The organism is Curtobacterium sp. PhB172, from assembly GCF_003752545.1.
In the GTDB taxonomy this organism is placed as follows: Bacteria; Actinomycetota; Actinomycetes; order Actinomycetales; family Microbacteriaceae; genus Curtobacterium.
This window is the reverse complement of sequence record NZ_RKIF01000011.1, coordinates 15,969-39,264: the sequence shown is the minus strand read 5'-3', so window position 1 is coordinate 39,264 and position 23,296 is coordinate 15,969. Positions and strand designations below refer to the sequence as shown.

Below are 23,296 nucleotides of genomic sequence, written 5' to 3'. Positions count from 1 at the left end.
GATCCTATTCCTGCGACTACTGCCCCCGGACCACCACGACGACGTACCGCGTGGGCCCCTCGCCCGGGTTCCGGTAGACCACGTCGGCGGGGTCACCGAGCTCGATCCGGTCGCCCGCGGCGAGCCGCGTCGGCTCGCCGCCGACGACGAGCTCGAGCACGCCGTCGACCACCCAGATGCAGTGCCGCAGGAACGCGTAGGCGGACGCCGGGTAGGCCACTTCGCGGCCGGCCGGGAGGCGCACCTCGGTGACGTCCGCGGGGAACGCCGCACTCGAGACCGGACGGCGGCGGTACCCGGTGTCGGGATCGGTCCAGGACTCCGCGGTCGCGCCGCGTTGGATGCCACGTGCGTCGTCGGGGTCGGTCGCCCTGGGCACCTCGTGCTCGAGGGCTTCGTCGAGGAGCTGCGAGATCGTCAGGCCGAAGGCGCCGGAGAGCCGGCCGAGGATCGTCGCGGTGGGGCTCGACACCCCGCGTTCGACGCGGTTGATCATCGCGCGGGAGACACCGGACTCCTCGGCGAGCTCGGTGAGACTCCACTTGCGTTCGGTGCGCAGGCGTTGGAGGCGCTCGCCGAGGGCACGTTCCGCGAGACCCGGCTCGTCGTCTACGATGTGAGACATGACGACAGCATATGCGACGAACGGGACGGATCCGGTCGTGGTGCGCGATTGCGGACCCCGCGACCTCGACGTCGTGCACGCCCTGCACGTCGACGCCGTGCTGCACTCCACCGCCATCTGGCAGGAGACCCCGCACCCCCGCGCGTACTTCGACGGCTGGCTGGCCGAACGCCAGGGCGACGGGTACCCGGTGCTCGTCGCCGAGGTCGACGGCACCGTGGCCGGGTACGCCACGTACTCGCAGTGGCGACCGCACCACGGGTACCGACTGACCGTCGAGCACAGCGTCTACGTGGTCGAGTCGTTCCGCGGTCGGGGCATCGCGTCGACCCTGATGCGGTCGCTCGTCGAGCGGGCGACAGCCGAGGGCCTGCACGTCATGATGGCCGGGATCTGCAGCACGAACACCGGGTCGATCGCCCTGCACGAGAAGCTCGGGTTCATCACGGTCGCGGTCGTACCCGAGGTCGGACGCAAGTTCGACCGCTGGCTGGACCTGACGCTCATGCGCCTGCCGCTCGCCTGACGCGAGCCGAGGGGCGGGGGCGAGCCGCGCCTCCCGTCCGCTTGCCGGAGCGTCAGGCGGTGGTGTCGAAGACCGGGCCGACGGTGCGCGAGCGCTTGAGCTCGAAGAAGCCGGGGTACTTCGCCACGGCGACGACGCCGTCCCACAGGTCGAGCGCTTCCTGGCCCTTGGGCGCCGGGGAGATGACCGGGCCGAAGAACGCGGTGCCGGCGACGGCGATGACGGGCGTGCCGACGTCCTGTCCGACGCGGTCGATGCCGTCCTGGTGGCTGACGCGCACGGCGGCGTCGACCTCGTCCGTCCAGGCGTACTCGAGCAGGTCGGCGTCGAGGCCGAGTTCCGCGAGCACGGCGGGGACCACCTGGTCGGGGTCCGGCTCCTGGCGGTGGTGGATGTGCTCACCGAGGGCGTCGTAGAGCGGCTTCACGATGTCCTGGCCGAGCCGGAGCCGCGCCGCCGTGACGATGCGCGGGTAGAGCTGCCCCTTGTGGATGCGCTCGCGGTACTCGTCGGGGATGTCCTGGTCCTCGTTCAGGACGAACAGGCTCATCACCTTCCACGTGACGTCGAGGTCGCGGTGCTCGGCGACCTCGCCCACCCAGCGGCTCGTCATCCAGGCCCAGGGGCAGTTCGGGTCGAACCAGAACTCCACGGTGGTGCGTTCGGTCGGGTGTTCCGTCGTGTGTTCCGGCGTCTTGTCCACAGTCGTCTCGCTCACGCTCCGAGCGTACGCGGCGTCGCTAGGCTGGGGATGACCGTCCCGCCGGTGCACGACGCCGTGCCGGGACTCCCCCTCGCGGACCACGATCGTCCGCGTCCTCAGCGAAGATGGAGCGTTGCGTGCCCGGAGAGAACCTCACCAGAACCGAAGCCCAGGAACGTGCCGGCATCGTCAGCGTGCAGACGTACGACGTCGAGCTCGACCTGACCCGCGGCGCCGAGACGTTCGGCAGCACCACCCGCGTGCGCTTCACCGCGACCGCCGGTGCGTCCACGTTCATCGACGCGATCACGAAGACCGTGCACTCCGTCACCCTGAACGGCACGGCGCTCGACGTCGCCGCGGTGAACGACGGCGTCCGCATCCAGCTCGACGACCTGCAGGAGCAGAACGAGCTCGTGGTCGTCAGTGACGCGCTGTACACGAACACCGGCGAGGGCCTGCACCGCTTCGTCGACCCCGTGGACGACGAGGTGTACCTGTACTCCCAGTTCGAGGTCCCCGACTCGCGCCGCATGTTCGCGGTGTTCGAGCAGCCCGACCTCAAGGCACAGTTCTCCTTCACCGTGACGGCGCCGTCACGGTGGCAGGTCGTGTCGAACTCCCCGACGCCCGAGCCCCACGTCGACGGTGAGAACGCGACCTGGGCCTTCCCGCCCACCGCGACCATCTCGAGCTACATCACCGCGCTCATCGCCGGCCCGTACGAGGTCGTCCGCGACGAACTGACGAGCAGCGACGGCCGCACCATCCCGCTCGGCGTCTTCGCGCGCAAGTCGCTGGCCGAGTACCTCGACCCCGACTACGTGTTCGAGACCACCAAGAAGGGCTTCGCCTACTACGAGGAGAAGTTCGACGTCCCGTACCCGTTCGAGAAGTACGACCAGCTCTTCGTGCCGGAGTTCAACGCCGGCGCGATGGAGAACGCGGGCGCCGTCACGTTCACCGAGACCTACGTCTTCCGCTCGAAGGTGACCGACGCCATCAAGGAGCGCCGGGTCGTCACGATCCTGCACGAGCTCGCCCACATGTGGTTCGGCGACCTCGTCACGATGAAGTGGTGGAACGACCTGTGGCTGAACGAGTCCTTCGCCGAGTGGGCCTCCACGATCGCCACCGCCGAGGCCACCGAGTGGACCGAGGCCTGGACCACGTTCCAGGCGATGGAGAAGTCCTGGGCCTACCGTCAGGACCAGCTCCCCTCGACCCACCCGATCGTCGCGACGATCAACGACCTCGAGGACGTCCAGGTCAACTTCGACGGCATCACGTACGCCAAGGGCGGCTCCGTCCTGAAGCAGCTCGTGGCGTGGGTCGGCATCGACGCGTTCTTCGCCGGTGTCTCGGCCTACTTCAAGAAGCACCACCACTCGAACACCGAGCTGCGTGACCTGCTCGTCGAGCTCGAGGCCACCAGCGGCCGCGACCTGTCCGAGTGGTCGAAGCTCTGGCTCGAGACCGCGGGCGTCAACACACTCCGCCCGGAGATCGAGGTCGACGCGTCCGGCGCGATCACCTCGTTCGCCGTCCTGCAGGAAGCGCCGGCCGACTACCCGACGCTCCGCCCGCACCGCCTCGCCATCGGCGTCTACGCGTTCGGGACGGACGACTCCGCGCCGTTCGGTGCCGACACCGCGTCTTCGGGCGGCAAGCTCGAGCGCGTGCACCGCGTCGAGATCGACGTCGACGGCGCACGCACCGAGGTCCCCGAGCTCGTCGGCGTGCAGCGCGGCGACCTCGTGCTCCTCAACGACGACGACCTGGCCTACGCCAAGATCCGTCTCGACGAGCAGTCCCGCACGACGGCGATCGAGCACCTCGCAGCCATCGCGAACCCGCTCGCCCGCTCGATCGTGTGGGGTGCGATGTGGGACGCCACGCGCGACGCCGAGTCGCCCGCCAGCGACTACGTCCGGCTCGCGCTCGGCAACATCGCGACCGAGTCCGAGTCGACGACCATCCGCACGACCCTGTCGCAGCTGCTCCTGACGACGCGCAACTACGTGGCGCCGTCGAAGGTCGACGCCACGGTCCGCACGGTGGGCGAGACGCTCTGGCAGCTCGCGGCCTCGGCCGAGGCCGGCTCGGACGCCCAGTTCCAGTTCGTGAAGTTCTTCGCGCAGATCGCGTCGACGCCCGAGCACGTCGCCACCCTGCAGGGGCTGCGCGACGGTTCGGTCACGCTGAACGGGCTCGAGATCGACACCGACCTGCGCTGGGAGCTGCTCGAGGGCCTCGTGCTCGCCGGTGCCGCCTCCGACGCCGAGGTCGACGCCGAACTCGCGGCCGACAAGACCGCGTCGGGTGAGCAGGCCGCGGCCCGCGCCCGTGCGACGATCCCGACCGCCGAGGGCAAGCTGGCCGCCTTCGCGTCGCTCGTCGACTCCGCCGAGCTGCCGAACGCGATCGTGCGCCAGACCACGGTCGGGTTCCAGCACGTGAACAGCCCCGTCGTGCTCGAAGGCCTCGTGCCGAAGTACTTCGAGGTGCTCACCCGCATCTGGGCCGAGCGCAGCTACCACATGGCCGACACCATCGTCTCGGGCCTCTACCCGGCGCCGCTCGCGTCGGCCGAGCTCCGCGACGCCGCCCACGCGTGGCTCGAGGCGCACCCGGAGACCCCGGCGCTGCGTCGCATCGTGTCCGAGAGCGTTGCGGGCACGGAGCGTGCGCTCCGGGTGCAGGCCGCCGACGCCTGAGTCTGCGTCGCTGATCTGCGGGGCCTCGGCGTTCCTCATGGAACGCCGAGGCCCCGCCCTTAGCATCGACCGGATATGACCTTGGCTGCAGAGACCTCCGACGTCCCGAAGTGGGCATCCAACGCGTTCACCCAGTTCGTCGACGCCTGGCACATCCCGATCACGATCGTGATCACGATCATCGCGGCGATCATCCTGCGCGTGATCCTCCGCCGGATGATCAAGCAGATCGTCGACCGTGTCGTGAACGGCGTGAAGAAGCGTCAGGGCGCCGAGGACACGCAGGCACTCATCGCGTCGCCGGTCCAGACCGCGCGCGTGGTGCAGCGGACCCGCACCCTGGGCAGCGTGCTCGAGAACCTCGCGACGGTCATCGTCGTGGTGGTGGCCCTTGCGATCATCATCCCCGTGGCGATCCCGGACGCCGCCGTCGGCATCGTCGGTGGCGCATCGCTCGTGGCCGCGGGCCTCGCCGTCGGCGCGCAGTCGATCGTGAAGGACCTGCTGTCCGGCATCTTCATGATCCTCGAGGACCAGGCCGGCGTCGGCGACGTCGTCGACACCGGGCAGGCCACCGGCGTCGTCGAGAACGTCGGACTCCGTGTCATGCAGGTGCGCGACGTCAACGGGATCCTGTGGTTCGTGCCGAACGGGCAGATCCTGCGCGTCGGCAACCTGTCCCAGGGCTGGTCGCGCGTCCTCGTCGACATCACCGTCCCCTACGACACCGACATCGACGCCGTGCAGGACGCCCTGCTCGCGGCCGCCGTCACCATGTCGCAGGAGCCCCGCTGGCGCCAGCGCATCGTCGAGAAGCCCGAGATCTGGGGGCTGCAGTCGGTCTCCCCCGACGGCATGGTCTTCCGCCTCGTCGTGAAGACCCGCGCCTCCGAGCTCGACGTCGTCGGCCGCGAACTCCGCGCCCGCCTGAAGCACGCCGTCGACGAGCTCGGCATCACCCTGCCGGCGATGGCGATGATCATGCCAGAGGGCTGGGAGAACGCCACCTCGATCAACGGCCTGCGGTCGGTGCAGACGCGCCCCACCCCGGCACCGACCAAGCCGCGCCGCACCAAGCGCAACATGCTCGGGCAGCCGATCCGCACCGACGACCACCACGACGGTGGGAAGGACTCCCAGTGATCGATCCCACACCTCCGAGCAGCGGTTCCGGCGGGGCTGGTCTCGGCATGCCCGGCGTGCCGGGTGTTCCGGGTGTTCCGGGTGTTCCGGCGCAGCCCATCACGCTTCGCGTCGGCGAGCACGGCGTCTCGGCCACCGGCTCGCTGTTCGACCGCATCGGCGGCGCCCCGACCTTCGACCGGCTCGTGCGCCGCTTCTACGAGGGCGTGCAGCAGGACGACGTCATCTGGCCGATGTACCCGGCCGACGACCTCGAGGGCGCGATCTGGCGCCTGTCGGCCTTCCTGCAGCAGTACTGGGGCGGGTCGGGCACCTACAGCGAGGAACGCGGACACCCCCGGCTGCGGATGCGGCACAACCCGTTCCGCATCACGTCCGAGGCCCGCGAGCGCTGGCTGCACCACATGCGCGAGGCCGTCGAGTCCCTGCAGCTCGCACCCCTCGACGAGGCCGAGCTCTGGGCGTACCTCGACCGCGCAGCGCACGCCATGACGAACACCTTCGACTGACGCCAGCTCTTCAGCCGCCCAGGTTCCGTCTGCCGCCCAGGTTCCGACTGCCGCCCAGGTTCCGACTGCCGTTCAGGTTCCGAAATCTGCACATCTCGGCGCCGCCTCGCCCCGTTCGTGGAACCTTGGCGAACAGTGCGCGGCGTGTCGTGGAACCTCGGCGGCGCTGACGCCGTCGTCGAGGGCCGTTCGTCGTCCTCAACGCACGTACGAGCCGGTGGCGAGGTCCTGGACCAGGGACGGGTGGGTCGGGTTCCAGCCGAAGGCCGAGCGGGCGTGGGCTCCGGACGTCTCCTGGTGCAGGAGCAGCGCGTCGGCGAAGGCCCCACCGAGTCGCTCGCGCGAAGCGTCGACGCTCTCGGCGACGACCGGTGCGCCATGCGCCCCCGCTTCGGCGACTTCGCGCACCGTCGGGTTGTCCCCGGTCGCGGCGACGATGTACCCGTCCTGCTCGGCACGCTCCAGCGCGAGGACGTAGAGCTCGCTGAGGTCGTCGACGTGCACCGTGGTCCAGCGCTGTGAGCCGTCACCGACCAGCGTGACCGGCTGGGTGCCATCGCTGACGAACATCGCGGGGATGCCGGCACCGCGCCCGTACACGATGCCCGGGGCGACGATCGTGGTCCGCACGTCGCTCGCCCGCACGGCAGCCTCGTTCGCCGTACGCCACGACGTCAGCTCGGGCGGATCGATCGGCGACTGCTCGGAGATGTCCGTCGAGTTGCCGAAGGTGAAGATGCCGCCGGTGTGCACGAACGGCTTCGGTGTGCCGGCGGACGCGCGAAGGACCGTCGCGGTGAAGTCCGGGTCGACGTCGGGCGCGGACGCCGTGTGGACGACGCCGTCGGTCTCGTGCAGCAGTCGTTCGACGACCTCGGTGTCGGTGACGTCCCCGACGAGGGCGTGCCCACCGGCATCACGCACGTGCTGCGCCTTCTCGTCGGAGCGGACGATGGCGGTCACCTCGTGCCCGTGGGCGACGAGGGCGCGGAGGACGGAAGAGCCGATGTACCCGGACGCGCCGGTGAGCAAGACCTGCATGCGGCCAGCCAACCACCTGGCCTGGACGCGGCGTTCGCTACAGGTTCAGGGTCCAGGCGCGGCGTTTGACGAGCACGTGCCCGCGCGATGTCGTCAGGCGGCTCCACGGACCCGTCTCGAACAGGCGCACCGGGTCGTGCCCGAGGAAGCCGAGGCTCTCCCCTGCGAAGCCTGCACCAGCGGGCAGGTGCTCGATGCCCGGGACCGGACGGCCCCAGACCTCGGATCGCACCTTGCGGATGATCGCCTCACCCGCGTTGGTCGGGACAGCGTCGGCGACCTCGGCGATGCCGTCACGGGTGGCGCGGCGCAGCAGCTCCGGTGAGACGTCGGGCAGCGGCACCCATCCGCCACGGGGCGGGGAGATCGCCGCCCACGTCACGGTGTGGACCTCGTGCGGGAGCTCGACCTCGATCGGGGTGGCCCGCGTCGGGTCGGCGCCGTCGGCGTGCTCGGCGTCCTGCGCCTCGGCGAGGAGCCGGAGCCGCTCGAGCAGGGACTGCAGCGGCACCACGACGTCGATCGTCGCGGGCTCGGTGAGCGAGAACGTGCGGAGGCCGAGCACCGTCGGCAGCTCGTCGAGGAGCCCGAGGGGGTACAGGATCGCCGTGTAGACCGCGAGGACACCGGAGTCGGCGATGAGCCGGACCGAACCGTCCTCGATCCGAGCGGCACGTCCGAGGTACGTGCGGAGGTCCCCGAGGGAGGCGGCGTCGGGAAGCGTGAACGAGGTGCCCATGTCGAACCGATCCTACCGGCGCACCCTGTGTTCGTAGACTGCACCACGTGAACGGCGAACCCGACTTCCTGCGGACACTCCGACTCGAGGACACCGGTGCGAGCACGGGTGAGACGATCCTCACCGGCGCGAACCACTGGTCCCCCGGTGGGCGGGTGTTCGGCGGTCAGGTGCTCGCCCAGTGCATCGTCGCTGCGCAGGCCACCATCGAGGGGCGTGACATCCACTCGATGCACGGGTACTTCCTGCGCCCCGGCGACATCGACGTGCCGATCACCTTCGGCGTCGAACGCATCCACGACGGTCGGTCCTTCGCGACGCGGCGCGTGCAGGCCTACCAGCGCGGTGTGCCGATCTTCTCGATGATCGCGTCGTTCCAGGTGCCGGACACCGGGGTCGAGCACCAGGACCCGTACCCGGTCGACACGCCGTCACCGGAGTCGCTGCCGTCCGCCGCGTCGATCCTGTCCACCATCGACCACCCCGTCGCCAAGGCCTGGGCCGAACGGTCGATCGACCTGCGGCACGTCGAGGGACCGGTGTTCGTCGACGTGCAGGGCGAGCACGTGCCGCACCAGGCGGTCTGGTTCCGTGTGCAGGGCGACCTGCCGGACGACCCGGCGCTGCACCGTGCGGTCCTCGGGTACGCCAGCGACCTGTCGATCCTCGAACCGATCATGCGTCGGCACGGCGTCGCCTGGGGCACGCCCGGCGTGAAGAGCGCCAGCCTCGACCACGCGATGTGGTGGCACCGCGACGGTCGGGCCGACGAGTGGGTCCTGTACACGCAGGAGTCCCCCAGCGCGCAGGGCGGCCGGGGGCTCGCGTTCGGCCGGATGTTCTCCCGCGACGGACGCCTGCTGGCGACCGTGGCGCAGGAGGGGATGATGCGGGTCCCTACGGGCGGCTGAACTCCACCGGCGCCTCGAGGTACTGCTCGCACGCCGCGCGCTCGGCCGCGGTCAGCCGCCGAGGACGGTTCGTGGCGGCGTCCACCATGACGAGCGCGGTCGTCGCCCGGGTGTAGAGCTCGGCCGGCTGCTGCCCGACCGGCGACCAGACCTCGTACGACACGTCGACGCTCGCCCCGCCGAGCCGCCCGATCCACATCTGGATGTCGAGCGGCTGGCGCAGGTACGGGATCGACGCGAGGTATTCGAGGCGCTGTCCGGCGATCACCGTCATCGTGCCCGAGCCCGGCCGACCGTCGATGATCGGCTCGGGCAGGCTGCCGTCAGCCGACAGCTCACCGGCGTCCGGGCCCCAGAACCCCACGATGCGGGCCTCTTCGAGCAGGCGCAGCATCGCGGAGTTGTTGACGTGGCCGTAGGCGTCGATGTCGCTCCACCGCATGCGGATGGGAGCGTGCAGTCTCGCCACGCGGGTCAGTCGCGGGTGAGCTTGCGGTACGTCGCACGCCCGGGCTTCGCGGCGTCGGCACCGAGGCGCTCGATCTTGTTCTCCTCGTACGCCTCGAAGTTGCCCTCGAACCAGTACCAGTTCGGCGTGCCGTCCTCGTTGAGGCCTTCCCACGCCAGGATGTGGGTCGCGATGCGGTCGAGGAACCACCGGTCGTGGGTGATGACCACGGCGCAACCGGGGTACTCGAGCAGGGCGTTCTCGAGGCTGCCGAGGGTCTCGACGTCCAGGTCGTTGGTCGGCTCGTCGAGGAGCAGCAGGTTGCCGCCCTGCTTGAGGGTCAGCGCGAGGTTCAGACGGTTGCGCTCACCACCGGACAGGATGCCGGCACGCTTCTGCTGGTCCGGGCCCTTGAAGCCGAACTGCGAGACGTACGCGCGGGACGGGATCTCGGTCTTGCCGACCTGGATGTAGTCGAGCCCGTCGGACACGACCTCCCACAGGTTCTTGTTCGGGTCGATGCCGCCACGGCTCTGGTCGACGTACGAGATGTCGACCGTGTCGCCGATCTTGAGCGTGCCGCCGTCGAGGGGCTCGAGCCCGACGATCGTCTTGAACAGCGTCGTCTTGCCGACACCGTTCGGGCCGATGACGCCGACGATGCCGTTGCGGGGCAGCGTGAACGACAGGTCACCGATGATGACGCGCTCACCGAACTGCTTGTGCAGCTTCTCGGCGTCGATGACCTGCGAGCCCAGACGCGGGCCCACGGGGATCACGATCTCCTCGAAGTCGAGCTTGCGGGTGCGCTCGGCTTCGGTGACCATCTCTTCGTACCGGGCGAGACGGGCCTTCGACTTCGCCTGACGGCCCTTGGTGTTGCTGCGGACCCAGTCGAGCTCGGAGGACAGGCGCTTCGCGAGCTTCGCGTCCTTCTTGCCCTGCACCTCGAGGCGCGCACGCTTCTTCTCGAGGTACGTCGAGTAGTTGCCCTCGTACGGGTAGAGGCGACCACGGTCGACCTCGGCGATCCACTGGGCCACGTGGTCCAGGAAGTACCGGTCGTGGGTCACGGCGAGGACGGCACCGTGGTACTGCTGCAGGTGCTGCTCGAGCCACTGCACACTCTCGGCGTCCAGGTGGTTGGTGGGCTCGTCGAGCAGGAGCAGGTCGGGCTTCTGGAGCAGGAGCTTGCAGAGCGCGACACGACGCTTCTCACCGCCGGACAGGTGCGTGACGAGCTCGTCCCCCGGGGGGCACTGGAGCGCGGCCATGGCCTGCTCGAGCTGCGAGTCGAGGTCCCACGCGTCGGCAGCGTCGATCTCTTCCTGCAGCGTGCCCATCTCGGCGAGGAGCGCGTCGAAGTCGGCGTCCGGCTCGGCCATCAGGGCGGAGATCTCGTTGAAGCGGGCGAGCTTCGCGTGGATCTCACCGACACCTTCCTGGACGTTCTCGAGCACGGTCTTCGTCTCGTCGAGTTCCGGCTCCTGCATGAGGATGCCGACGGTGAAGCCCGGCGTCAGCTTCGCCTCACCGTTCGACGGCTGGTCGAGACCGGCCATGATCTTCAGGATCGTCGACTTGCCCGCACCGTTCGGTCCGACGACGCCGATCTTGGCGCCGGGGAGGAACGACATCGTGACGTCGTCGAGGATCAGCTTGTCGCCGACCGCCTTGCGGGCGCGGACCATCTGGTAGATGTACTCAGCCATATCGGTGCAAGTCTACTGACGGATCGCCGGAACCCGCACGGGGGGTGTTGTCCTCGCGTACTTCGACGTACCGTGGCCTCGCCTTCGACCAGAGGCATCGTCGTCCATGCGGAGATCAGGATCAGGATCATGACCAGAACACGTTTGCACCGACTCGCACTCCCCTTCGTCGGGGCCATCGCCCTGGCAGCGGCCCTCGTCGTCCCGACGGGCACCACGTCGACGGCGTCCGCCGCGACCGTCGCCCCCCACGGCACCCCGTTGGTCGAGTACACGGCCAACATCACCGAGGGTGGTTCGGGGACGGGCTACTCGTCCTACATCAACGTGCACGACGCCTACAACAACGCCTTCTCGGTCGGGATCCAGTCGGACAAGGGGTCGACGGTCAGCAAGGGCGCCCCGCGGTTCATCTGGGAGCGCGTGCAGAACGGCAAGTTCACCTACGGGTACCTCGGTCCGGCGACGCACAACGTGACACCCGTCGGACTCCGCTTCTACCCGAACAACGTCGGCACGTTCTTCGCGAACGGCCACACGATCGCCGCGGTCGGCCTGAACCTCAAGGGCCGGCTGTTCTTCAACGTCGAGGGGAACGGCCGTCTCAACGGCGACGTCGTCCACTCCTCGATGCGTGACGTGAAGATCACCGTGCGCAACAAGCCCGGTGTGAGCGGACTCCAGGGCACCTGGAACCCGAACTTCTCGTTCCACGGACTGAAGGCCAAGCAGACCAACCCGGGCAAGGTCCAGGGCGCGACGTTCTGGGTCGACGGTCGGGTGTCCGGGCTGCCGAAGGGCGGCAACTGGGACACGACCGAGGTCGCCGGCATCGCCATGATCACCCAGCGCTGGTAGCGCCCGGGTCGGATTCCGTCGAGGGGACCTCACGCCGCCATCCGCGTGCTGGGGTCCCCGTCGTCGTCTGCGGGTCGGCGAGGATCCTGCCCGATCGCGTCCGGGGAAGCAGGATCGGGCTGCGGGTGACCACCGTCGGCGTCGAGGTCGTGGTGGTCGAGGTCGGGGTGGTCGCCGTCGATCTGCGTGTCCGCGTCCGGACCGGCAGCGCCGATCTCGCCCGTGCGCGGGTCGACCGTCTGGGCAGGTCCGGGAGGCGCGGTCGGCTCTCCGGTGTGACGAGGGACGCGGACCCAGTTGCTGATGCCCCACGCCAGGTCGTGCCCGATGCCGTCGGCGTCGATCTCGACCGACGTGCCGCCCCGGCCGTCGCGCTCCCAGGTGCGGATCCGGACGCGGCCGGACACGACGATGCGGTCGCCCTTCTTCAGGGACTTGAACACGTTCGACGCGAGGGAGCGGAACGCGGTGACGGTGTACCAGTTGGTCGCACCGTTGACCCAGGCCGCGCTGGCCCGGTCCCATCGACGTGACGGTGAGGCGAGGCGCAGGCTCGTGATGGCGATGCCGGTCTCGGTGACGAGGTGACGGGGTTCCGTGGCGACGATTCCGCAGACGGTGATGATGTCGTTCATGCGTCGATCGTCATCGAGCCCGGGGCTGCGGAAGCAGCCCCGGGCTCGATCTGTGGCGTGTGGACCCGATCAGGCGACCTGTGGAGGACGAGTCCCCCGGGCCTCCTGTCCGGCCCTGGACCGCTAGTGCGCTCGGAACTCGGGCCGCGCCGCGAGCGGGCCGAGCGCGGCGTGGACCGCGCCCTTCGCCGACTCGAGCGATGGGTAGAGCCCGCCGGTGCGCCCTCGTCCGTAGAGCTCGACCTGGAAGCCGTCCGCGGCACGGTGGATGCTGCCCACCGCACCTGCCGGACCGATCGCGACCCAGGTCCCGGTGTTGTTCGTCATCGTTCGACCACCTCCTCGTGGCCCCGACGCCCGAGGATCAGGACGCCAGGATGTACTGACTGTAGGCCTTCCGGACCTTGTTCACCTTGGGCAGCGCGACTGCGAGGCAGTAGCCCTGACCGGGGTTCTTCGCGAAGAAGTCCTGGTGGTACTCCTCCGCCGGGTAGAACGTCGAGAGCCGCTCGATCGTGGTGACGATCCCGCCGTCCCAGATGTCGGACGCGCGCTCGATCGCCTGCTCGAACAGTGCGCGCTGCGCGTCGTCGGCCGGGAACATCGCGGAGCGGTACTGCGTGCCGACGTCGGCACCCTGCCGGTTGAGCTGCCGCGGGTCGTGCAGCGTGAAGAACACGTCGAGGATGACCTCGGCCGGGATCACCGTCTCGTCGAAGGTGACCGCGACCGCCTCGGCGTGACCGGTCGACCCCGTGCACACCAGCTCGTACGACGGGTTCTCCACCCGACCGCCGATGTAGCCGGACTCCACGTCCTGCACGCCCTGGAGCGTGCGGTACACGGCGTCGAGACACCAGAAACATCCACCTGCGAGCACGAACGTGGTCATGGCCACAACCTACCTCCCCCACATCCGCACGGGATCGGACAGGGGACAGTCCCTCCACAACGCGCACCGCCTGTCCGACCGTCCACGGTGCGCCGGCATCACCCCGGCGTGTCGGTGGTGGCCCGTAGCGTCGAGTCCACACCGACCAGGAGGCCCACGATGCAGACCACGACCGAACCCGCACTGCGGATCCGCACCGTCCCGCTCTCCCGGTCGCGCGGCGACTACCGCATCCTCGACGTCCGCGACGACCTGAGCCGCGTGACCCGCGCCAACGGCGAGATCGTCGGCTACGTCGACCGCATCGACGTCGCCGGTGACACCGCCTACCGCGCCCGTCGCTACGTCGCGACCGAGCGTCGGTTCGTCGAGCTGCCGAACGTGTGGTCCGCCGACGACGCCGTGGACTGCCTCCGCTGGTCATGATGTTCCAGATTGGAATCATCTCGGGTCGGATGCGCGGAACGCCGTTCGTCCTCCCCGGGGCCTGACCGTTTCGTGAGTATGGTGCGCGCATGGACTGGTGGAACGACCTGACCGACTGGACTTCGTCCGACGACGGATGGCGGGTGATCTCGGGTGCCGTGATCCCCTTCGTCGCCATCGTCGTCGCCGGCGTGATCGCGGCGCTCATCGGACGGGGTGCGACCAAACGGGTCGTGGCCCTGCAGGAGCGCGAGTCGAAGAACGCCGCCGTCGCGGCGATCATCTCCGCGGCGCGCAAGGCCGCTGCTTGGGGTTCGCTCGGGCACGACGAACGCGGCTACGCGGACCACCTGGCAGAGGATGCCGACATCCGGCTCCGGCTGCTCCCCGTGCAGGGTGCGCCCCTCGCCGCCAACTGGGCACAGCACGAGATCGCCGACATCAAGAAGAACTCGTCGACCTTCAGCTTCCAGGCCGACCAGTCGCTCGCGGAGTTCCGCGACCGCCTGCTCGAGTGGCAGGCCCGTCCGGGTCGCGCACGCAAGCTCTTCAAGGCCGACCTCGAGCGCTGGAAGTTCGAGTCCCCCGACCCGGATGCCGACCTGATCAAGCGCCAGCAGGACTGGAACGCCGACCAGAACAGCACCCCCCGCCCGCAGACCCCGGCAGCGCCCGCTCAGGCCGCTCCCGTCGAGCGCCCGACGCCGACGACGACTTCCCTGCGTCCGGCACAGCGTCCAGGAGGCACGCCCGCCTCCGCGCCGTCGGCCCCCGCCAACGCCGGGTCGGCCCCCGCCGGTGGCGCCCCCGCTGCCGCAGCCGGGTCGGCGTCCGCTCCCGCTGCAGGACCCGGGTTCTCGGTGAACCGCGGTGGGTCGGACGCCAACGCCACCCGCTCCTACGGCGAGAACACCACCCGCGTCTACGGTGACGACGCCGCACCGCCCGTGCGCCCGGCGCTCGGCACACCCACGTCCCCCGCACGCTCGACCCCGAGCCGCGGCACCGACGACACCGAGGTGGTGGACGACGACGCCGTCACCAAGGCCTTCGGTGACACCGACCGGGTGACCCCGGCCCGCGGCACCGACCGTCCCGCGTCGTCCACCGTCGCGACGCCGGCGCCCACCTCGGCCGACGCCCACGTCAACCGGACGCCCGCCAACGACGTCCCGACGACCCCGGGCGCACCGACGACCCCGGCGTCCGCTCCTGCTCCGAGGGTCGAAACCCCGGGCACGACGAACACGACGTCGATCCCGACCCGCATCACCCAGGCGCCGGCAGAGCCCACGGACGCGGACGAGACGTCCGAGGCGACGCACACGCAGCCGATCAGCGCCTCCGAACTCCGTCGCCGCGCCGCGGACGACGACGAGTAGCGGGCACGGACAAGCAGCACCCGGCACCCAGCACCCAGCACCCAGCACCCAGCACCCAGCGTCCGACACCCCCACGAACGAGCAACGGGCCGCCATCCGATCGGATGGCGGCCCGTTCGCGTCGTGCCCCCGGCAGGAATCGAACCCGCGGCACGGTGGGTAGAAACCACCTGCTCTATCCACTGAGCTACGGAGGCGAGCGACGTCGATTCTAACCGGGACCCGCTGGTCGAGCGGTTCCGGAACGGTTCGGCCGTCGTCTGCCCACAGTTCGCCTCCGGGACACCCGCGCTTCGTACCGTCCGGGAGATGCACTCCTCTGCCACCGTCCTCGCCGTCGTCCCCGCACGCGCCGGCTCGAAGGGCATCCCGGGCAAGAACCTCCGGACGGTCGCCGGCCGATCGCTCGTCCGTCGGGCCGTGGAGTCGGCGCGGAGCGCCGCACTGATCGACGCCGTGGTCGTCACGACCGACGGTGACGCCATCGCCGCGGAGGCCCGCGCCGCCGGTGCCGACGTGGTCCGACGGCCGGCCGACCTCGCGGGCGACCAGGCGTCATCGGAGTCCGCGCTGCTCCACGTGCTCGACGAACTCGAGGCCGCCGGCGGTGCGCTGCCCGAGGTCCTGGTGTTCCTTCAGGCGACCTCGCCGTTCATCGACCCGGACGACCTCGACACGGCGATCCGGCGCGTCTCGGACGGGCACGCCGACGTCGTGTTCACCGCAGCGCCGTCGCACGCGTTCCTGTGGCGGGTCGCCGACGACGGTTCCGCCGTCGCTGTGAACCACGACGCGGCCACCCGTCCGCGTCGCCAGGACCGCGCGGCCGAGTACCGCGAGACCGGGGCCTCGTACGTCATGCGGACCGACGGCTTCCGGCAGCACCGGCACCGCTTCCACGGCCGCGTCGAGCTCATCGCCGTCGACCCCGCCGGCGCGATCGACATCGACGACGAGACCGACCTGATCGCGGCCGAAGCCGCGGCCGAAGTCACGGCCGAAGCCGCGGCCGAAGCCGCGGCCGAAGTCACGGCCGAAGCCGCGGCCGATGTCGCGGCCGATGTCGTCGTTCCCCAGATCCCCGACCACGACCCATCCCCGACGCGGGCAGCCCCCGCACTGAACGGAGCACCATGACCGTCACCATCGGCACGTCCACGATCGGCGCGGGCCACCCCGCGTACCTCATCGGCGAGATCGGCCTCAACCACAACGGTGACGTCGACATCGCCAAGCGGCTCATCGACGTCGCCGCCGACGCCGGGCTGCAGGCCGTCAAGTTCCAGAAGCGCACCCCGGCGATCTCCACGCCCGAGCACATGAAGAACACGCCCCGCAGCACCCCGTGGGGCGAGATGACCTACCTGGAGTACCGCTACCGCGTCGAGTTCGACCGCGACCAGTACATCGAGATCGGCGACCACGCGACGCTGCGTGGCCTCGACTGGTTCGCCTCCCCCTGGGACGAGCCGTCGGTGGAATTCCTCGAGGACCTCAACGTCGTCGCGTACAAGATCGCCTCGGCGTCGGTGACCGACCTCGGGATGCTCGCGGCCGTCGCCGCGACCGGCAAGCCCGTCATCCTGTCGACGGGCATGTCGACGCTCGAGCAGATCGACGCCGCCGTCGACGCCCTCGGCACCGACCGCCTCGTGCTCATGCACGCCACGTCGACGTACCCGCTCCCCGCCGAGGAGGCGAACCTGCGAATGATCGACACCCTCGCGCACCGCTACTCGGGCGTGCCCGTCGGGTACTCCGGCCACGAGCCGGGCCTGCAGATCTCGATCGCCGCCGTTGCCCTCGGCGCCACCGCGGTCGAACGGCACATCACGCTCGACCGCACGATGTGGGGCTCGGACCACGCGGCCTCGCTCGAGCCGCACGGCCTGAAGACCCTGGCGCGGGACATCCGGATCATCGAGACCGCGCTCGGTGACGGGGTGAAGCGGATCTTCCCCGGCGAGCGGGCGCCGCTCGCGAAGCTGCGCCGCGTCGGCGCGTGAGCAGAGACCGCGTGAGCGGAGACCGCGTGAGCGGCCCGGTCGACGAGACCGGCGCCCTGGACGTGCCGGCTGACGGGGGTGCGTCGACCGCCGGACGGGAGGCGCGCCTCCCGTCCGGCCCGTCATCCCGCGGCCGACGTGTGGTCGCCCTGGTCGACACCGACTCGTTCGCCAAGTGGGGCGCCCACCTGCTCGCGGCGGCACCGGCCGGCTGGGACCTCGACCTGCGGACCGTCGCGACGCCGCGTTCGGCCAGCGCGAAGCAGCTGCGCTCGGCGTTCCGCGGGCTCGACGCACGACTCGCGCACCTGCGGGCGACTCCGCCGACGCCGAAGGACGTCGACGCCGTCGTCGAGGAGCTCCGCGTCGATCCGCCCGACGCCGTCCTCGTGTCCCTGATCGGCCCGGTCGCCGAACTCGTCATCGACGAGGTGCACCGCCGGATCCCGGACCGGCCGGTGCTGGTGTCCGGCCTGCCGGGCATCTCGTTCCCGGCGAAGTGGAAGGGCATCTTCTTCCGTGCGCGTGCCGACCTGTTCGTGCTGCACAGCCACCGCGAGGTACGGGCGTACGAGGAGATGGCGACCGAGGGCGGTGTGGAGCCGCACTTCGCGCTCGCCACGCTGCCCTTCGCCCGGAGCTCGACCGCCAGCACGGGCGCGACTGCGAGCGCCAGCACGGGCGCGAACGGTGCCCCCGTCCGCGACGCCGTCGTCTTCGCAGCCCAGCCGAGCGTCCCGCTGGAGCGCGTCGACCGGGCCCTCGTCGTGGAGTGGCTCGTCGCGACCGCACGGCAGCACCCGGAGTGGCGCGTCGTGATCAAGACCCGCGCGGCCGCCGGCGAACACCAGACGCACCGCGAGGAACACCCCTACCCCGACCTCGTGCCGGCCGACGCACCGGCGAACCTCGTGGTCGAGAGCGGGCCGATGGCCGAACACCTCGACCGTGCGGTTGCCCTCGTGACGATCAGCTCGACGGCGGTGCTCGAAGCGGCCGCACGTGGTGTGCCCGCGCTGACGCTGACGGACTTCGGCATCGGCCGCCACCTCATCAACGAGGTGTTCGTGTCGAGCGGCCTCGAGGGCGACTCGGTCGACCTGGTGGACGGCCGGTTCGGGACGGTCCGCCCGAGCTGGATGCAGGACAACTACTTCCACCCGGCCTCGGACGACGACTGGCAGCGCCGGCTCACCGAGCTCATGGTGCAGCGGGACGCCGGGACCCTCGTCGACCGGGAACCCGCACGCCGCAGCCGGGGCGGGGTACTGCGCCGGGCCTGGGAGCGGAAGAACGCCCTGGGCGGAGCGGACCGCTCGGCGCTGGGCTGGCTCGCGCTCGTGATCGGGGCGCCGATCCGGACGACCAAGCGGCTCGCGCGGAAGGCCAGGGCGCTGGTCGACCCGCCGGAGCCGGTCGTGGTGGCGGCGCCGACTTCCCAACGGGCGGCGGGCGGCGCGGGCGGCGAGCGCGTGGCGGGCGGCGCGGGCGGCGAGCGCGTGGCGGGCGGCGAGCGCGTGGCGGGCGGCGAGCGCGTGGCGGGCGGCGCGGCGAACGCCGCGTCAGAGGGCCTTGGCGATCGCCAGCAGGAGCTGGTCGCGGGTGGGGACCCCGGGTGAACGGAAGACCTCGGCCCCGTCCTCCCGCCGCACGATGATCGTGGGCGTGGAACGGATGCCGAGGTCCTCTGCGTCGTCGGGGTACGACGCCACGTCGCGTTCGGTCACGGCGAGCCCGGGGACGAGCGCCGACGCCTCGGCCGACACCCGGCGGGCGGCGGCGCACGGCGCACAGAAGGCGGACGTCCAGAGGTCGAGCTGCATGTGACCGTGCAACGCGGCGGCGCGGGGTTCTACTCCCGGTCGAACTCGCCGCTGCGGTCGCCGCGGTCGGCGAGGTCGTCCACCGGGTCGGACTCCCCCGGCTCGTAGGTGAACTCGACCGAGGTCTGGTCGAGGACCTGACGGGACTTGGTGGCGCGGTAGGTGAAGGCCGTCTGCAGGCCCTCGACGTCGGCGAACACCGTGACCTCGTCGTCCAGCGCGTCGCTCGTCGCGGTGCGGGTGTCGGTCGTGCCGTCGAAGGGTCCGCCGTGGAAGATCGCGGTGTACTCGTCGCCTTCGTGGATGGTGATGTCGCTCATGCATCCCTTCTACCAGGCGGCCCCTGATGCGGTCTGTTGCGGTCTGTTGCAGAACGCATAGCATTGCTATATAGTTCAGCTATGGAAACAACGCGTGCGCAGACGATCGAGACACTCCTCGTCTCCGTCAACCGCCTGATCCGCAGCGCCGCGCAGTCGACGGGCAACACCACGTCGGCAGCGGTCTGGCGCACGCTCGGCATCCTCGAGTCCGACGAGCCGCTCCGGCTCGGTGAGCTCGCGGCGGCCTCGCGCGTGGCGCAACCCACGATGACCCGGCTCGTCACGGGCATGCTCGCCGACGGCCTGGTCACGCGGAGCGTCGACCCCGACGACTCCCGCGGCCAGCTCATCGAGATCACCGACGCGGGGCGCGCCCGGCTCACCGCCTGGCGCGCCACGCTCACCGACACGGTCGGCCCGTTGTTCGCCGACCTCACCGACGACGACTGGGACGTGCTGCACCACGCGTCCGTCCTGATCGCCCAGCGCACGAACACCAGAACGGAGACCACCGCGTGAACGCCCACGCACCTGCCGGCCAGTCCGGCTCCATCCTCAAGCAGTCCTCAGCGGTCTGGGCGATCGCCTTCGCCTGCGTCGTCGCCTTCATGGGCATCGGCCTCGTCGATCCGATCCTCCCCGCGATCGCTGGATCGCTCAAGGCGACCCCAGCGCAGACCGAACTGCTCTTCACGAGCTACCTGGCCGTCACCGGCGTCGCGATGTTCTTCACGAGCTGGGTCTCGAGCCGCATCGGCGCGAAGCGCACGCTGCTCATCGGCCTGGCGCTCATCGTCGTGTTCTCGGTCCTCGCCGCGACGTCGAACAGCGTGTGGAGCATCATCGACTTCCGTGCCGGCTGGGGCCTCGGCAACGCGCTCTTCATCTCCACCGCCCTGGCGACCATCGTCGGTGCAGCGTCGGGCGGGACCGCCTCGGCGATCATCCTGTACGAAGCAGCGCTCGGCATCGGCATCGCCGTCGGCCCGCTCGTCGGCGGCCTGCTCGGGTCGGTCAGCTGGCGCGGCCCGTTCTTCGGCGTCACCACCCTGATGGCCGTCGCGTTCATCGCCATCGTGGCGCTCCTCAAGACCGGCAGCCTCGAGAAGCCCACGCCCACGAAGCTCTCGGCGCCGTTCCGCGCCCTCGGCCGTCCCGCGCTCGCCGCACTCGCCGCGACCGCTCTCTTCTACAACATCGGCTTCTTCGTCCTGCTCGCCTACACGCCGTTCCCGCTCGGCTTCGGTGCGCTCGGCATCGGCTTCACGTTCTTCGGCTGGGGGCTCGGTCTCGCGATCACCTCCGTCTGGGTCGCCCCGATGCTCACCGCCCGTCTCCGCAGGACGACGGTGCTGAAGATCGCGCTGCCCCTGCTGGCACTCGACCTCTTCGCCGCGGCCGTCGTCGTGGACTCGCAGGTCGGCCTCATCATCTGCGTCATCATCGGTGGACTCGTGCTCGGTGTTCTGAACACGGTGCTCACGGAGTGCGTCATGGAGGCCACGGACCTGCCCCGCTCGGTCGCCTCGAGCGCCTACTCGGCCGTCCGCTTCATCGGCGGCGCCATCGCCCCGCCCGTCGCGACCCTGCTCGCCGACGCGTACGCCCCCTCGGCCGCGTACGTCTTCGCCGGAGCGTCCGTCGCCGTCGCGTTCGTCGTCATCCTCTGCACCACGAAGGTCCTGCGCCGCGTGGACGACGGTGCCGAGCCAGAGCGCATCGAGGCCGAGGCGATCGGCGCCGGCGAGATGTCCTAGCCGCACAGCTCACCCGCCCCGCCCCGCCCCGCCCCACCCCGCCGCCGCTTCCGCGAGCGGGCGAAACACCCGGGTACTTCCCGACGCAGCCCGGGTGTTTCGCCCACTCGCGCTCTGCCCACGCACGTCCGCCTGCCGTCGTCCGCCCGGCTGGCCGGCCGCGAGCGGGCGGAATGTCTGGGTCCCCTGCAACGTGGCCCGGGTATTTCGCCCGCGCGCGCTCTGCGCACTGGGCGCGACCAGCCTGGAGGCGCGGCGCCAGTCCGACGGACAGCCACCGGGCCTCCAGGTGGCCATCGTCACCGCCGGGCGTGCGTCCGCCCCGCCCCCTCGGCCGGCCCGCTCGCCGAGCGGGCGAAACACCTGGGTGCCTCCCGACGCGACCCGGGCATTCCGCCCGCTCGCGCTGGCGCGGAGTGGCCAGAGCGCAGCCCCTCCCCAGGGTCTCGCCGAGCGCCTCGCCGAGCGGGCGAAATGCCCGCGTCACCCCGCCGCGCAACCGCGGCATTTCGCCCGCTCGCGGTGCGCGCACTGGACGCGACCAGCCGGGAGGCGCGGCGCCCGCCCGGCGGACCGGAACCGGGCCTCCAGGCCGTCACCACCACCGCCACACGCGCCTCCGGCACCGCCGCGCCCGCGAGCGGGCGAAACGCCCGTGTGCCTCGCGACGCGACCCGGGCATTTCGCCCGCTCGCGGGTTCGGGGGACGCGACCGCGCACCAGCCGCGGACGCGAGCCCCACACCGGCCGCGCACCACCTGCGCACGGGGCGTGCGCACGCCGGGAATAGGATCGTGCACATGGCAACCGCGAATGACCGCCTCGTCTGGATCGACTGCGAGATGACCGGCCTCGACCTCGAGGTCGACGAACTCGTCGAGGTGGCCGTGGTCATCACCGACTTCGACCTCGAGCCCGTGCACCCCGGATTCGACATCGTGATCAAGCCGGACCAGTCCGCGCTCGACAACATGAACGAGTTCGTGACGAACATGCACGTCACGTCGGGACTCATCGAGGAGATCCCGAACGGCGTCAGCCTGGCGGACGCCGAGTACCAGGTGCTCGAGTACATCCTCGAGCACGTCCCGGCCGAGGGCACCGCCCCCCTGGCCGGCAACACCATCGGCACCGACCGCGCGTTCCTGTCCAAGTACATGCCCCGCGTCGACGGGCACCTGCACTACCGCAGCGTCGACGTGTCGAGCATCAAGGAGCTCTGCCGCCGCTGGTTCCCGCGCGTGTACTTCAACTCGCCGGAGAAGCACGGCGGGCACCGTGCCCTCGCGGACATCCTCGAGTCGATCCGCGAGCTCGAGTACTACCGCCGCGCCGGCTTCGTCGCCGAGCCGGGGCCGACCACCGACGAGGTGCGTGCCGTCCAGGACGAGGTCGTCGAGAAGTGGGAACCGCGCTTGGCACAGCCTGCGGCCGAGTGACGACACGGGTGGTCGGCACCGCCCGCAGCATGTACTACTATTGAGTGGTCGCGCCGGTCCGCCGGTGTGTGCATGGTGGATATAGCTCAGTTGGTAGAGCGCCTGGTTGTGGTCTAGGAGGTCGCGGGTTCGAGACCCGTTATTCACCCCAGTCGAGGGAGAGTCCTGTTGCGTGTGACGCAACCAGGACTCTTCCTCAGTGTTTGTCTGGGCGCCTCCGACGCCGTGCGGCTTCGCCGCGAGTGGTCAGCGCGGTGTGGGACGATCCCTGCGTGATGGAGATGTCCGCCGACGACTTCGAGCAGCTCGTGACCGACGAACTCGACCTGCTCCCCGACGAGATGGTCGACGGGCTCGACAACGTGGTGTTCGTGGTCGAGGACGAGCCGGAGAACGGCGAAGAGCTCTTCGGCGTGTACGACGGCATCGCGGCGACCGAGCGCGGGCAGTACGGCTTCGGCGAGCTGCCCGACCGCATCGTGGTGTTCCGCAAGCAGCACCTGGCCGAGTGCGACACCGTCGAGGAGCTCAAGGACGAGGTGCACACCACCCTCGTGCACGAGATCGGGCACTTCTACGGCATCGACGACGAGCGGCTGCACGAGCTCGGCTGGGCGTAGGCGCCCCGAGACTCGTCGCGCGGGGGCCGAGACTCGGGCTGCACGACACTTCTCGGCGCTC

At 70.4% G+C, this 23,296-nt stretch carries 26 protein-coding genes and 2 tRNA genes; 16 read left to right on the top strand and 12 right to left on the bottom strand.

Features of this window, described 5'->3' with window-relative positions; genetic code table 11:
- Positions 1-16: 16 nt before the first annotated feature.
- Positions 17-625: an XRE family transcriptional regulator gene (locus EDF42_RS15900; protein WP_123673322.1), complete on the bottom strand. Its 609-nt coding sequence runs from the start codon at positions 623-625 to the stop codon at positions 17-19.
- On the opposite strand from EDF42_RS15900, the gene EDF42_RS15895 reads away from it, so the two are divergent.
- Positions 624-1,151 (top strand): GNAT family N-acetyltransferase, encoded by a 528-nt coding sequence (locus EDF42_RS15895; protein WP_123673320.1) that lies wholly within the window; start codon positions 624-626, stop codon positions 1,149-1,151. The two genes, EDF42_RS15900 and EDF42_RS15895, sit on opposite strands and share 2 nt — an antisense overlap.
- Before the next feature lie 52 nt (positions 1,152-1,203).
- Here the strand turns inward: EDF42_RS15895 and EDF42_RS15890 are convergent, their stop codons facing one another.
- A complete protein-coding gene (locus tag EDF42_RS15890) occupies positions 1,204-1,764 on the bottom strand; it encodes a disulfide bond formation protein DsbA (RefSeq protein WP_395865825.1) in 561 nt (186 codons plus the stop codon).
- Positions 1,765-1,991: 227 nt separating this feature from the next.
- Here EDF42_RS15890 and pepN point away from each other — a divergent pair, with 227 nt between their 5' ends.
- The 3 genes from pepN (at position 1,992) to EDF42_RS15875 (ending at position 6,223) form a co-directional block, all read left to right on the top strand.
- Positions 1,992-4,571, top strand: a complete 2,580-nt coding sequence (gene pepN / locus EDF42_RS15885; RefSeq protein ID WP_123673316.1) for an aminopeptidase N — start codon at positions 1,992-1,994, stop codon at positions 4,569-4,571.
- Positions 4,572-4,646: 75 nt separating this feature from the next.
- Positions 4,647-5,714, top strand: coding sequence for a mechanosensitive ion channel family protein (locus tag EDF42_RS15880; RefSeq protein ID WP_123673314.1), 1,068 nt, complete (start codon positions 4,647-4,649; stop codon positions 5,712-5,714).
- A complete protein-coding gene (locus tag EDF42_RS15875; RefSeq protein WP_311316784.1) occupies positions 5,711-6,223 on the top strand; it encodes a globin in 513 nt (170 codons plus the stop codon). Before EDF42_RS15880 ends, EDF42_RS15875 begins: the two co-directional genes overlap by 4 nt.
- 198 nt (positions 6,224-6,421) lie before the next feature.
- Here EDF42_RS15875 and EDF42_RS15870 read toward each other — a convergent pair whose 3' ends face one another.
- Both EDF42_RS15870 and EDF42_RS15865 read right to left on the bottom strand, forming a co-directional pair.
- A complete protein-coding gene (locus EDF42_RS15870) occupies positions 6,422-7,264 on the bottom strand; it encodes an NAD-dependent epimerase/dehydratase family protein (protein WP_123673312.1) in 843 nt (280 codons plus the stop codon).
- A 37-nt stretch (positions 7,265-7,301) separates the two neighbouring features.
- Complete coding sequence (locus EDF42_RS15865) at positions 7,302-8,003, bottom strand: hypothetical protein (RefSeq protein WP_123341116.1); 702 nt, start codon at positions 8,001-8,003, stop codon at positions 7,302-7,304.
- 47 nt (positions 8,004-8,050) lie between these two features.
- Between EDF42_RS15865 and EDF42_RS15860 the strand changes: the two genes are divergently transcribed.
- The gene (locus EDF42_RS15860; RefSeq protein ID WP_123673310.1) at positions 8,051-8,914 is read left to right on the top strand and encodes an acyl-CoA thioesterase II; all 864 of its coding nucleotides are present in this window, start codon (positions 8,051-8,053) and stop codon (positions 8,912-8,914) included.
- Here the strand turns inward: EDF42_RS15860 and EDF42_RS15855 are convergent.
- Both EDF42_RS15855 and ettA read right to left on the bottom strand, forming a co-directional pair.
- Positions 8,901-9,356, bottom strand: a complete 456-nt coding sequence (locus EDF42_RS15855; protein WP_123673308.1) for a thioesterase family protein — start codon at positions 9,354-9,356, stop codon at positions 8,901-8,903. The two genes, EDF42_RS15860 and EDF42_RS15855, sit on opposite strands and share 14 nt — an antisense overlap.
- Before the next feature lie 32 nt (positions 9,357-9,388).
- Complete coding sequence (ettA, locus tag EDF42_RS15850) at positions 9,389-11,074, bottom strand: energy-dependent translational throttle protein EttA (RefSeq protein WP_111086790.1); 1,686 nt, start codon at positions 11,072-11,074, stop codon at positions 9,389-9,391.
- 129 nt (positions 11,075-11,203) lie between these two features.
- On the opposite strand from ettA, the gene EDF42_RS15845 reads away from it, so the two are divergent.
- Entirely contained in the window at positions 11,204-11,932 is a 729-nt protein-coding gene (locus tag EDF42_RS15845; protein ID WP_148053908.1) for a hypothetical protein, read from the top strand.
- Positions 11,933-11,961: 29 nt separating this feature from the next.
- On the opposite strand, the gene EDF42_RS15840 is transcribed toward EDF42_RS15845, so the two are convergent.
- The 3 genes from EDF42_RS15840 to msrA form a co-directional block, all read right to left on the bottom strand.
- Positions 11,962-12,567: a single-stranded DNA-binding protein gene (locus EDF42_RS15840; RefSeq protein WP_123341120.1), complete on the bottom strand. Its 606-nt coding sequence runs from the start codon at positions 12,565-12,567 to the stop codon at positions 11,962-11,964.
- Between the two features lie 123 nt (positions 12,568-12,690).
- Complete coding sequence (locus EDF42_RS15835) at positions 12,691-12,894, bottom strand: methyltransferase (RefSeq protein WP_111086793.1); 204 nt, start codon at positions 12,892-12,894, stop codon at positions 12,691-12,693.
- Between the two features lie 37 nt (positions 12,895-12,931).
- Positions 12,932-13,459 carry a peptide-methionine (S)-S-oxide reductase MsrA gene (msrA, locus tag EDF42_RS15830; RefSeq protein WP_123673306.1) on the bottom strand — a complete coding sequence of 176 codons (528 nt, stop codon included), beginning with the start codon at positions 13,457-13,459 and terminating at the stop codon, positions 12,932-12,934.
- A 159-nt stretch (positions 13,460-13,618) separates the two neighbouring features.
- Here msrA and EDF42_RS15825 point away from each other — a divergent pair, with 159 nt between their 5' ends.
- The gene (locus tag EDF42_RS15825) at positions 13,619-13,885 is read left to right on the top strand and encodes a hypothetical protein (protein ID WP_111086795.1); all 267 of its coding nucleotides are present in this window, start codon (positions 13,619-13,621) and stop codon (positions 13,883-13,885) included.
- Positions 13,886-13,974: 89 nt separating this feature from the next.
- Positions 13,975-15,267 (top strand): hypothetical protein, encoded by a 1,293-nt coding sequence (locus tag EDF42_RS15820; RefSeq protein ID WP_123673304.1) that lies wholly within the window; start codon positions 13,975-13,977, stop codon positions 15,265-15,267.
- Positions 15,268-15,391: 124 nt separating this feature from the next.
- Here EDF42_RS15820 and EDF42_RS15815 read toward each other — a convergent pair.
- Positions 15,392-15,464 (bottom strand) — tRNA-Arg (locus EDF42_RS15815).
- Positions 15,465-15,576: 112 nt separating this feature from the next.
- On the opposite strand from EDF42_RS15815, the gene EDF42_RS15810 reads away from it, so the two are divergent.
- Genes EDF42_RS15810 through EDF42_RS15800 form a run of 3 tightly spaced genes read left to right on the top strand, consistent with a single transcriptional unit; the run spans position 15,577 to position 18,892 of the window.
- Positions 15,577-16,404, top strand: a complete 828-nt coding sequence (locus EDF42_RS15810) for a cytidylyltransferase domain-containing protein (protein ID WP_123673302.1) — start codon at positions 15,577-15,579, stop codon at positions 16,402-16,404.
- A complete protein-coding gene (locus EDF42_RS15805; RefSeq protein WP_123673300.1) occupies positions 16,401-17,273 on the top strand; it encodes an N-acetylneuraminate synthase family protein in 873 nt (290 codons plus the stop codon). The genes EDF42_RS15810 and EDF42_RS15805 overlap by 4 nt, the downstream gene beginning before the upstream one ends.
- A 26-nt stretch (positions 17,274-17,299) precedes the next feature.
- The gene (locus EDF42_RS15800) at positions 17,300-18,892 is read left to right on the top strand and encodes a DUF6716 putative glycosyltransferase (RefSeq protein WP_123673298.1); all 1,593 of its coding nucleotides are present in this window, start codon (positions 17,300-17,302) and stop codon (positions 18,890-18,892) included.
- Here EDF42_RS15800 and EDF42_RS15795 read toward each other — a convergent pair.
- Both EDF42_RS15795 and EDF42_RS15790 read right to left on the bottom strand, forming a co-directional pair.
- Positions 18,836-19,096: a thioredoxin family protein gene (locus tag EDF42_RS15795; RefSeq protein WP_123313641.1), complete on the bottom strand. Its 261-nt coding sequence runs from the start codon at positions 19,094-19,096 to the stop codon at positions 18,836-18,838. The genes EDF42_RS15800 and EDF42_RS15795 overlap by 57 nt on opposite strands.
- Before the next feature lie 29 nt (positions 19,097-19,125).
- Positions 19,126-19,416 carry an oligoribonuclease gene (locus tag EDF42_RS15790; RefSeq protein ID WP_111086801.1) on the bottom strand — a complete coding sequence of 97 codons (291 nt, stop codon included), beginning with the start codon at positions 19,414-19,416 and terminating at the stop codon, positions 19,126-19,128.
- 81 nt (positions 19,417-19,497) lie between these two features.
- Between EDF42_RS15790 and EDF42_RS15785 the strand changes: the two genes are divergently transcribed.
- The 5 genes from EDF42_RS15785 (at position 19,498) to EDF42_RS15765 (ending at position 23,235) form a co-directional block, all read left to right on the top strand.
- Positions 19,498-19,938 (top strand): MarR family winged helix-turn-helix transcriptional regulator, encoded by a 441-nt coding sequence (locus EDF42_RS15785; protein ID WP_123341126.1) that lies wholly within the window; start codon positions 19,498-19,500, stop codon positions 19,936-19,938.
- Positions 19,935-21,176, top strand: coding sequence for an MFS transporter (locus tag EDF42_RS15780; RefSeq protein WP_123673296.1), 1,242 nt, complete (start codon positions 19,935-19,937; stop codon positions 21,174-21,176). The genes EDF42_RS15785 and EDF42_RS15780 overlap by 4 nt, the downstream gene beginning before the upstream one ends.
- Positions 21,177-21,976: 800 nt before the next feature.
- Positions 21,977-22,615 (top strand): oligoribonuclease, encoded by a 639-nt coding sequence (orn, locus tag EDF42_RS15775; protein ID WP_123673294.1) that lies wholly within the window; start codon positions 21,977-21,979, stop codon positions 22,613-22,615.
- A 75-nt stretch (positions 22,616-22,690) separates the two neighbouring features.
- A tRNA-His gene (locus tag EDF42_RS15770) sits at positions 22,691-22,766 on the top strand.
- 124 nt (positions 22,767-22,890) lie between these two features.
- Positions 22,891-23,235, top strand: a complete 345-nt coding sequence (locus EDF42_RS15765; RefSeq protein WP_123341128.1) for a metallopeptidase family protein — start codon at positions 22,891-22,893, stop codon at positions 23,233-23,235.
- Positions 23,236-23,296 lie beyond the last annotated feature (61 nt).

Bases quoted from the DNA above. Each gene is read 5' to 3' on its own strand.
- EDF42_RS15785 (WP_123341126.1), top strand. From the start codon at position 19,498: ATGGAAACAACGCGTGCGCAGACGATCGAGACACTCCTCGTCTCCGTC.
- EDF42_RS15810 (WP_123673302.1), top strand. From the start codon at position 15,577: ATGCACTCCTCTGCCACCGTCCTCGCCGTCGTCCCCGCACGCGCCGGC.
- EDF42_RS15765 (WP_123341128.1), top strand. From the start codon at position 22,891: ATGGAGATGTCCGCCGACGACTTCGAGCAGCTCGTGACCGACGAACTC.
- EDF42_RS15880 (WP_123673314.1), top strand. From the start codon at position 4,647: ATGACCTTGGCTGCAGAGACCTCCGACGTCCCGAAGTGGGCATCCAAC.
- orn (WP_123673294.1), top strand. From the start codon at position 21,977: ATGGCAACCGCGAATGACCGCCTCGTCTGGATCGACTGCGAGATGACC.
- EDF42_RS15870 (WP_123673312.1), bottom strand. From the start codon at position 7,264: ATGCAGGTCTTGCTCACCGGCGCGTCCGGGTACATCGGCTCTTCCGTC.
- EDF42_RS15845 (WP_148053908.1), top strand. From the start codon at position 11,204: ATGACCAGAACACGTTTGCACCGACTCGCACTCCCCTTCGTCGGGGCC.
- EDF42_RS15840 (WP_123341120.1), bottom strand. From the start codon at position 12,567: ATGAACGACATCATCACCGTCTGCGGAATCGTCGCCACGGAACCCCGT.
- ettA (WP_111086790.1), bottom strand. From the start codon at position 11,074: ATGGCTGAGTACATCTACCAGATGGTCCGCGCCCGCAAGGCGGTCGGC.
- EDF42_RS15795 (WP_123313641.1), bottom strand. From the start codon at position 19,096: ATGCAGCTCGACCTCTGGACGTCCGCCTTCTGTGCGCCGTGCGCCGCC.
- EDF42_RS15805 (WP_123673300.1), top strand. From the start codon at position 16,401: ATGACCGTCACCATCGGCACGTCCACGATCGGCGCGGGCCACCCCGCG.
- msrA (WP_123673306.1), bottom strand. From the start codon at position 13,459: ATGACCACGTTCGTGCTCGCAGGTGGATGTTTCTGGTGTCTCGACGCC.
- EDF42_RS15790 (WP_111086801.1), bottom strand. From the start codon at position 19,416: ATGAGCGACATCACCATCCACGAAGGCGACGAGTACACCGCGATCTTC.
- EDF42_RS15890 (WP_395865825.1), bottom strand. From the start codon at position 1,764: ATGACGAGCCGCTGGGTGGGCGAGGTCGCCGAGCACCGCGACCTCGAC.
- EDF42_RS15825 (WP_111086795.1), top strand. From the start codon at position 13,619: ATGCAGACCACGACCGAACCCGCACTGCGGATCCGCACCGTCCCGCTC.
- EDF42_RS15895 (WP_123673320.1), top strand. From the start codon at position 624: ATGACGACAGCATATGCGACGAACGGGACGGATCCGGTCGTGGTGCGC.
- EDF42_RS15865 (WP_123341116.1), bottom strand. From the start codon at position 8,003: ATGGGCACCTCGTTCACGCTTCCCGACGCCGCCTCCCTCGGGGACCTC.
- EDF42_RS15855 (WP_123673308.1), bottom strand. From the start codon at position 9,356: ATGCGGTGGAGCGACATCGACGCCTACGGCCACGTCAACAACTCCGCG.
- EDF42_RS15820 (WP_123673304.1), top strand. From the start codon at position 13,975: ATGGACTGGTGGAACGACCTGACCGACTGGACTTCGTCCGACGACGGA.
- EDF42_RS15835 (WP_111086793.1), bottom strand. From the start codon at position 12,894: ATGACGAACAACACCGGGACCTGGGTCGCGATCGGTCCGGCAGGTGCG.
- EDF42_RS15900 (WP_123673322.1), bottom strand. From the start codon at position 625: ATGTCTCACATCGTAGACGACGAGCCGGGTCTCGCGGAACGTGCCCTC.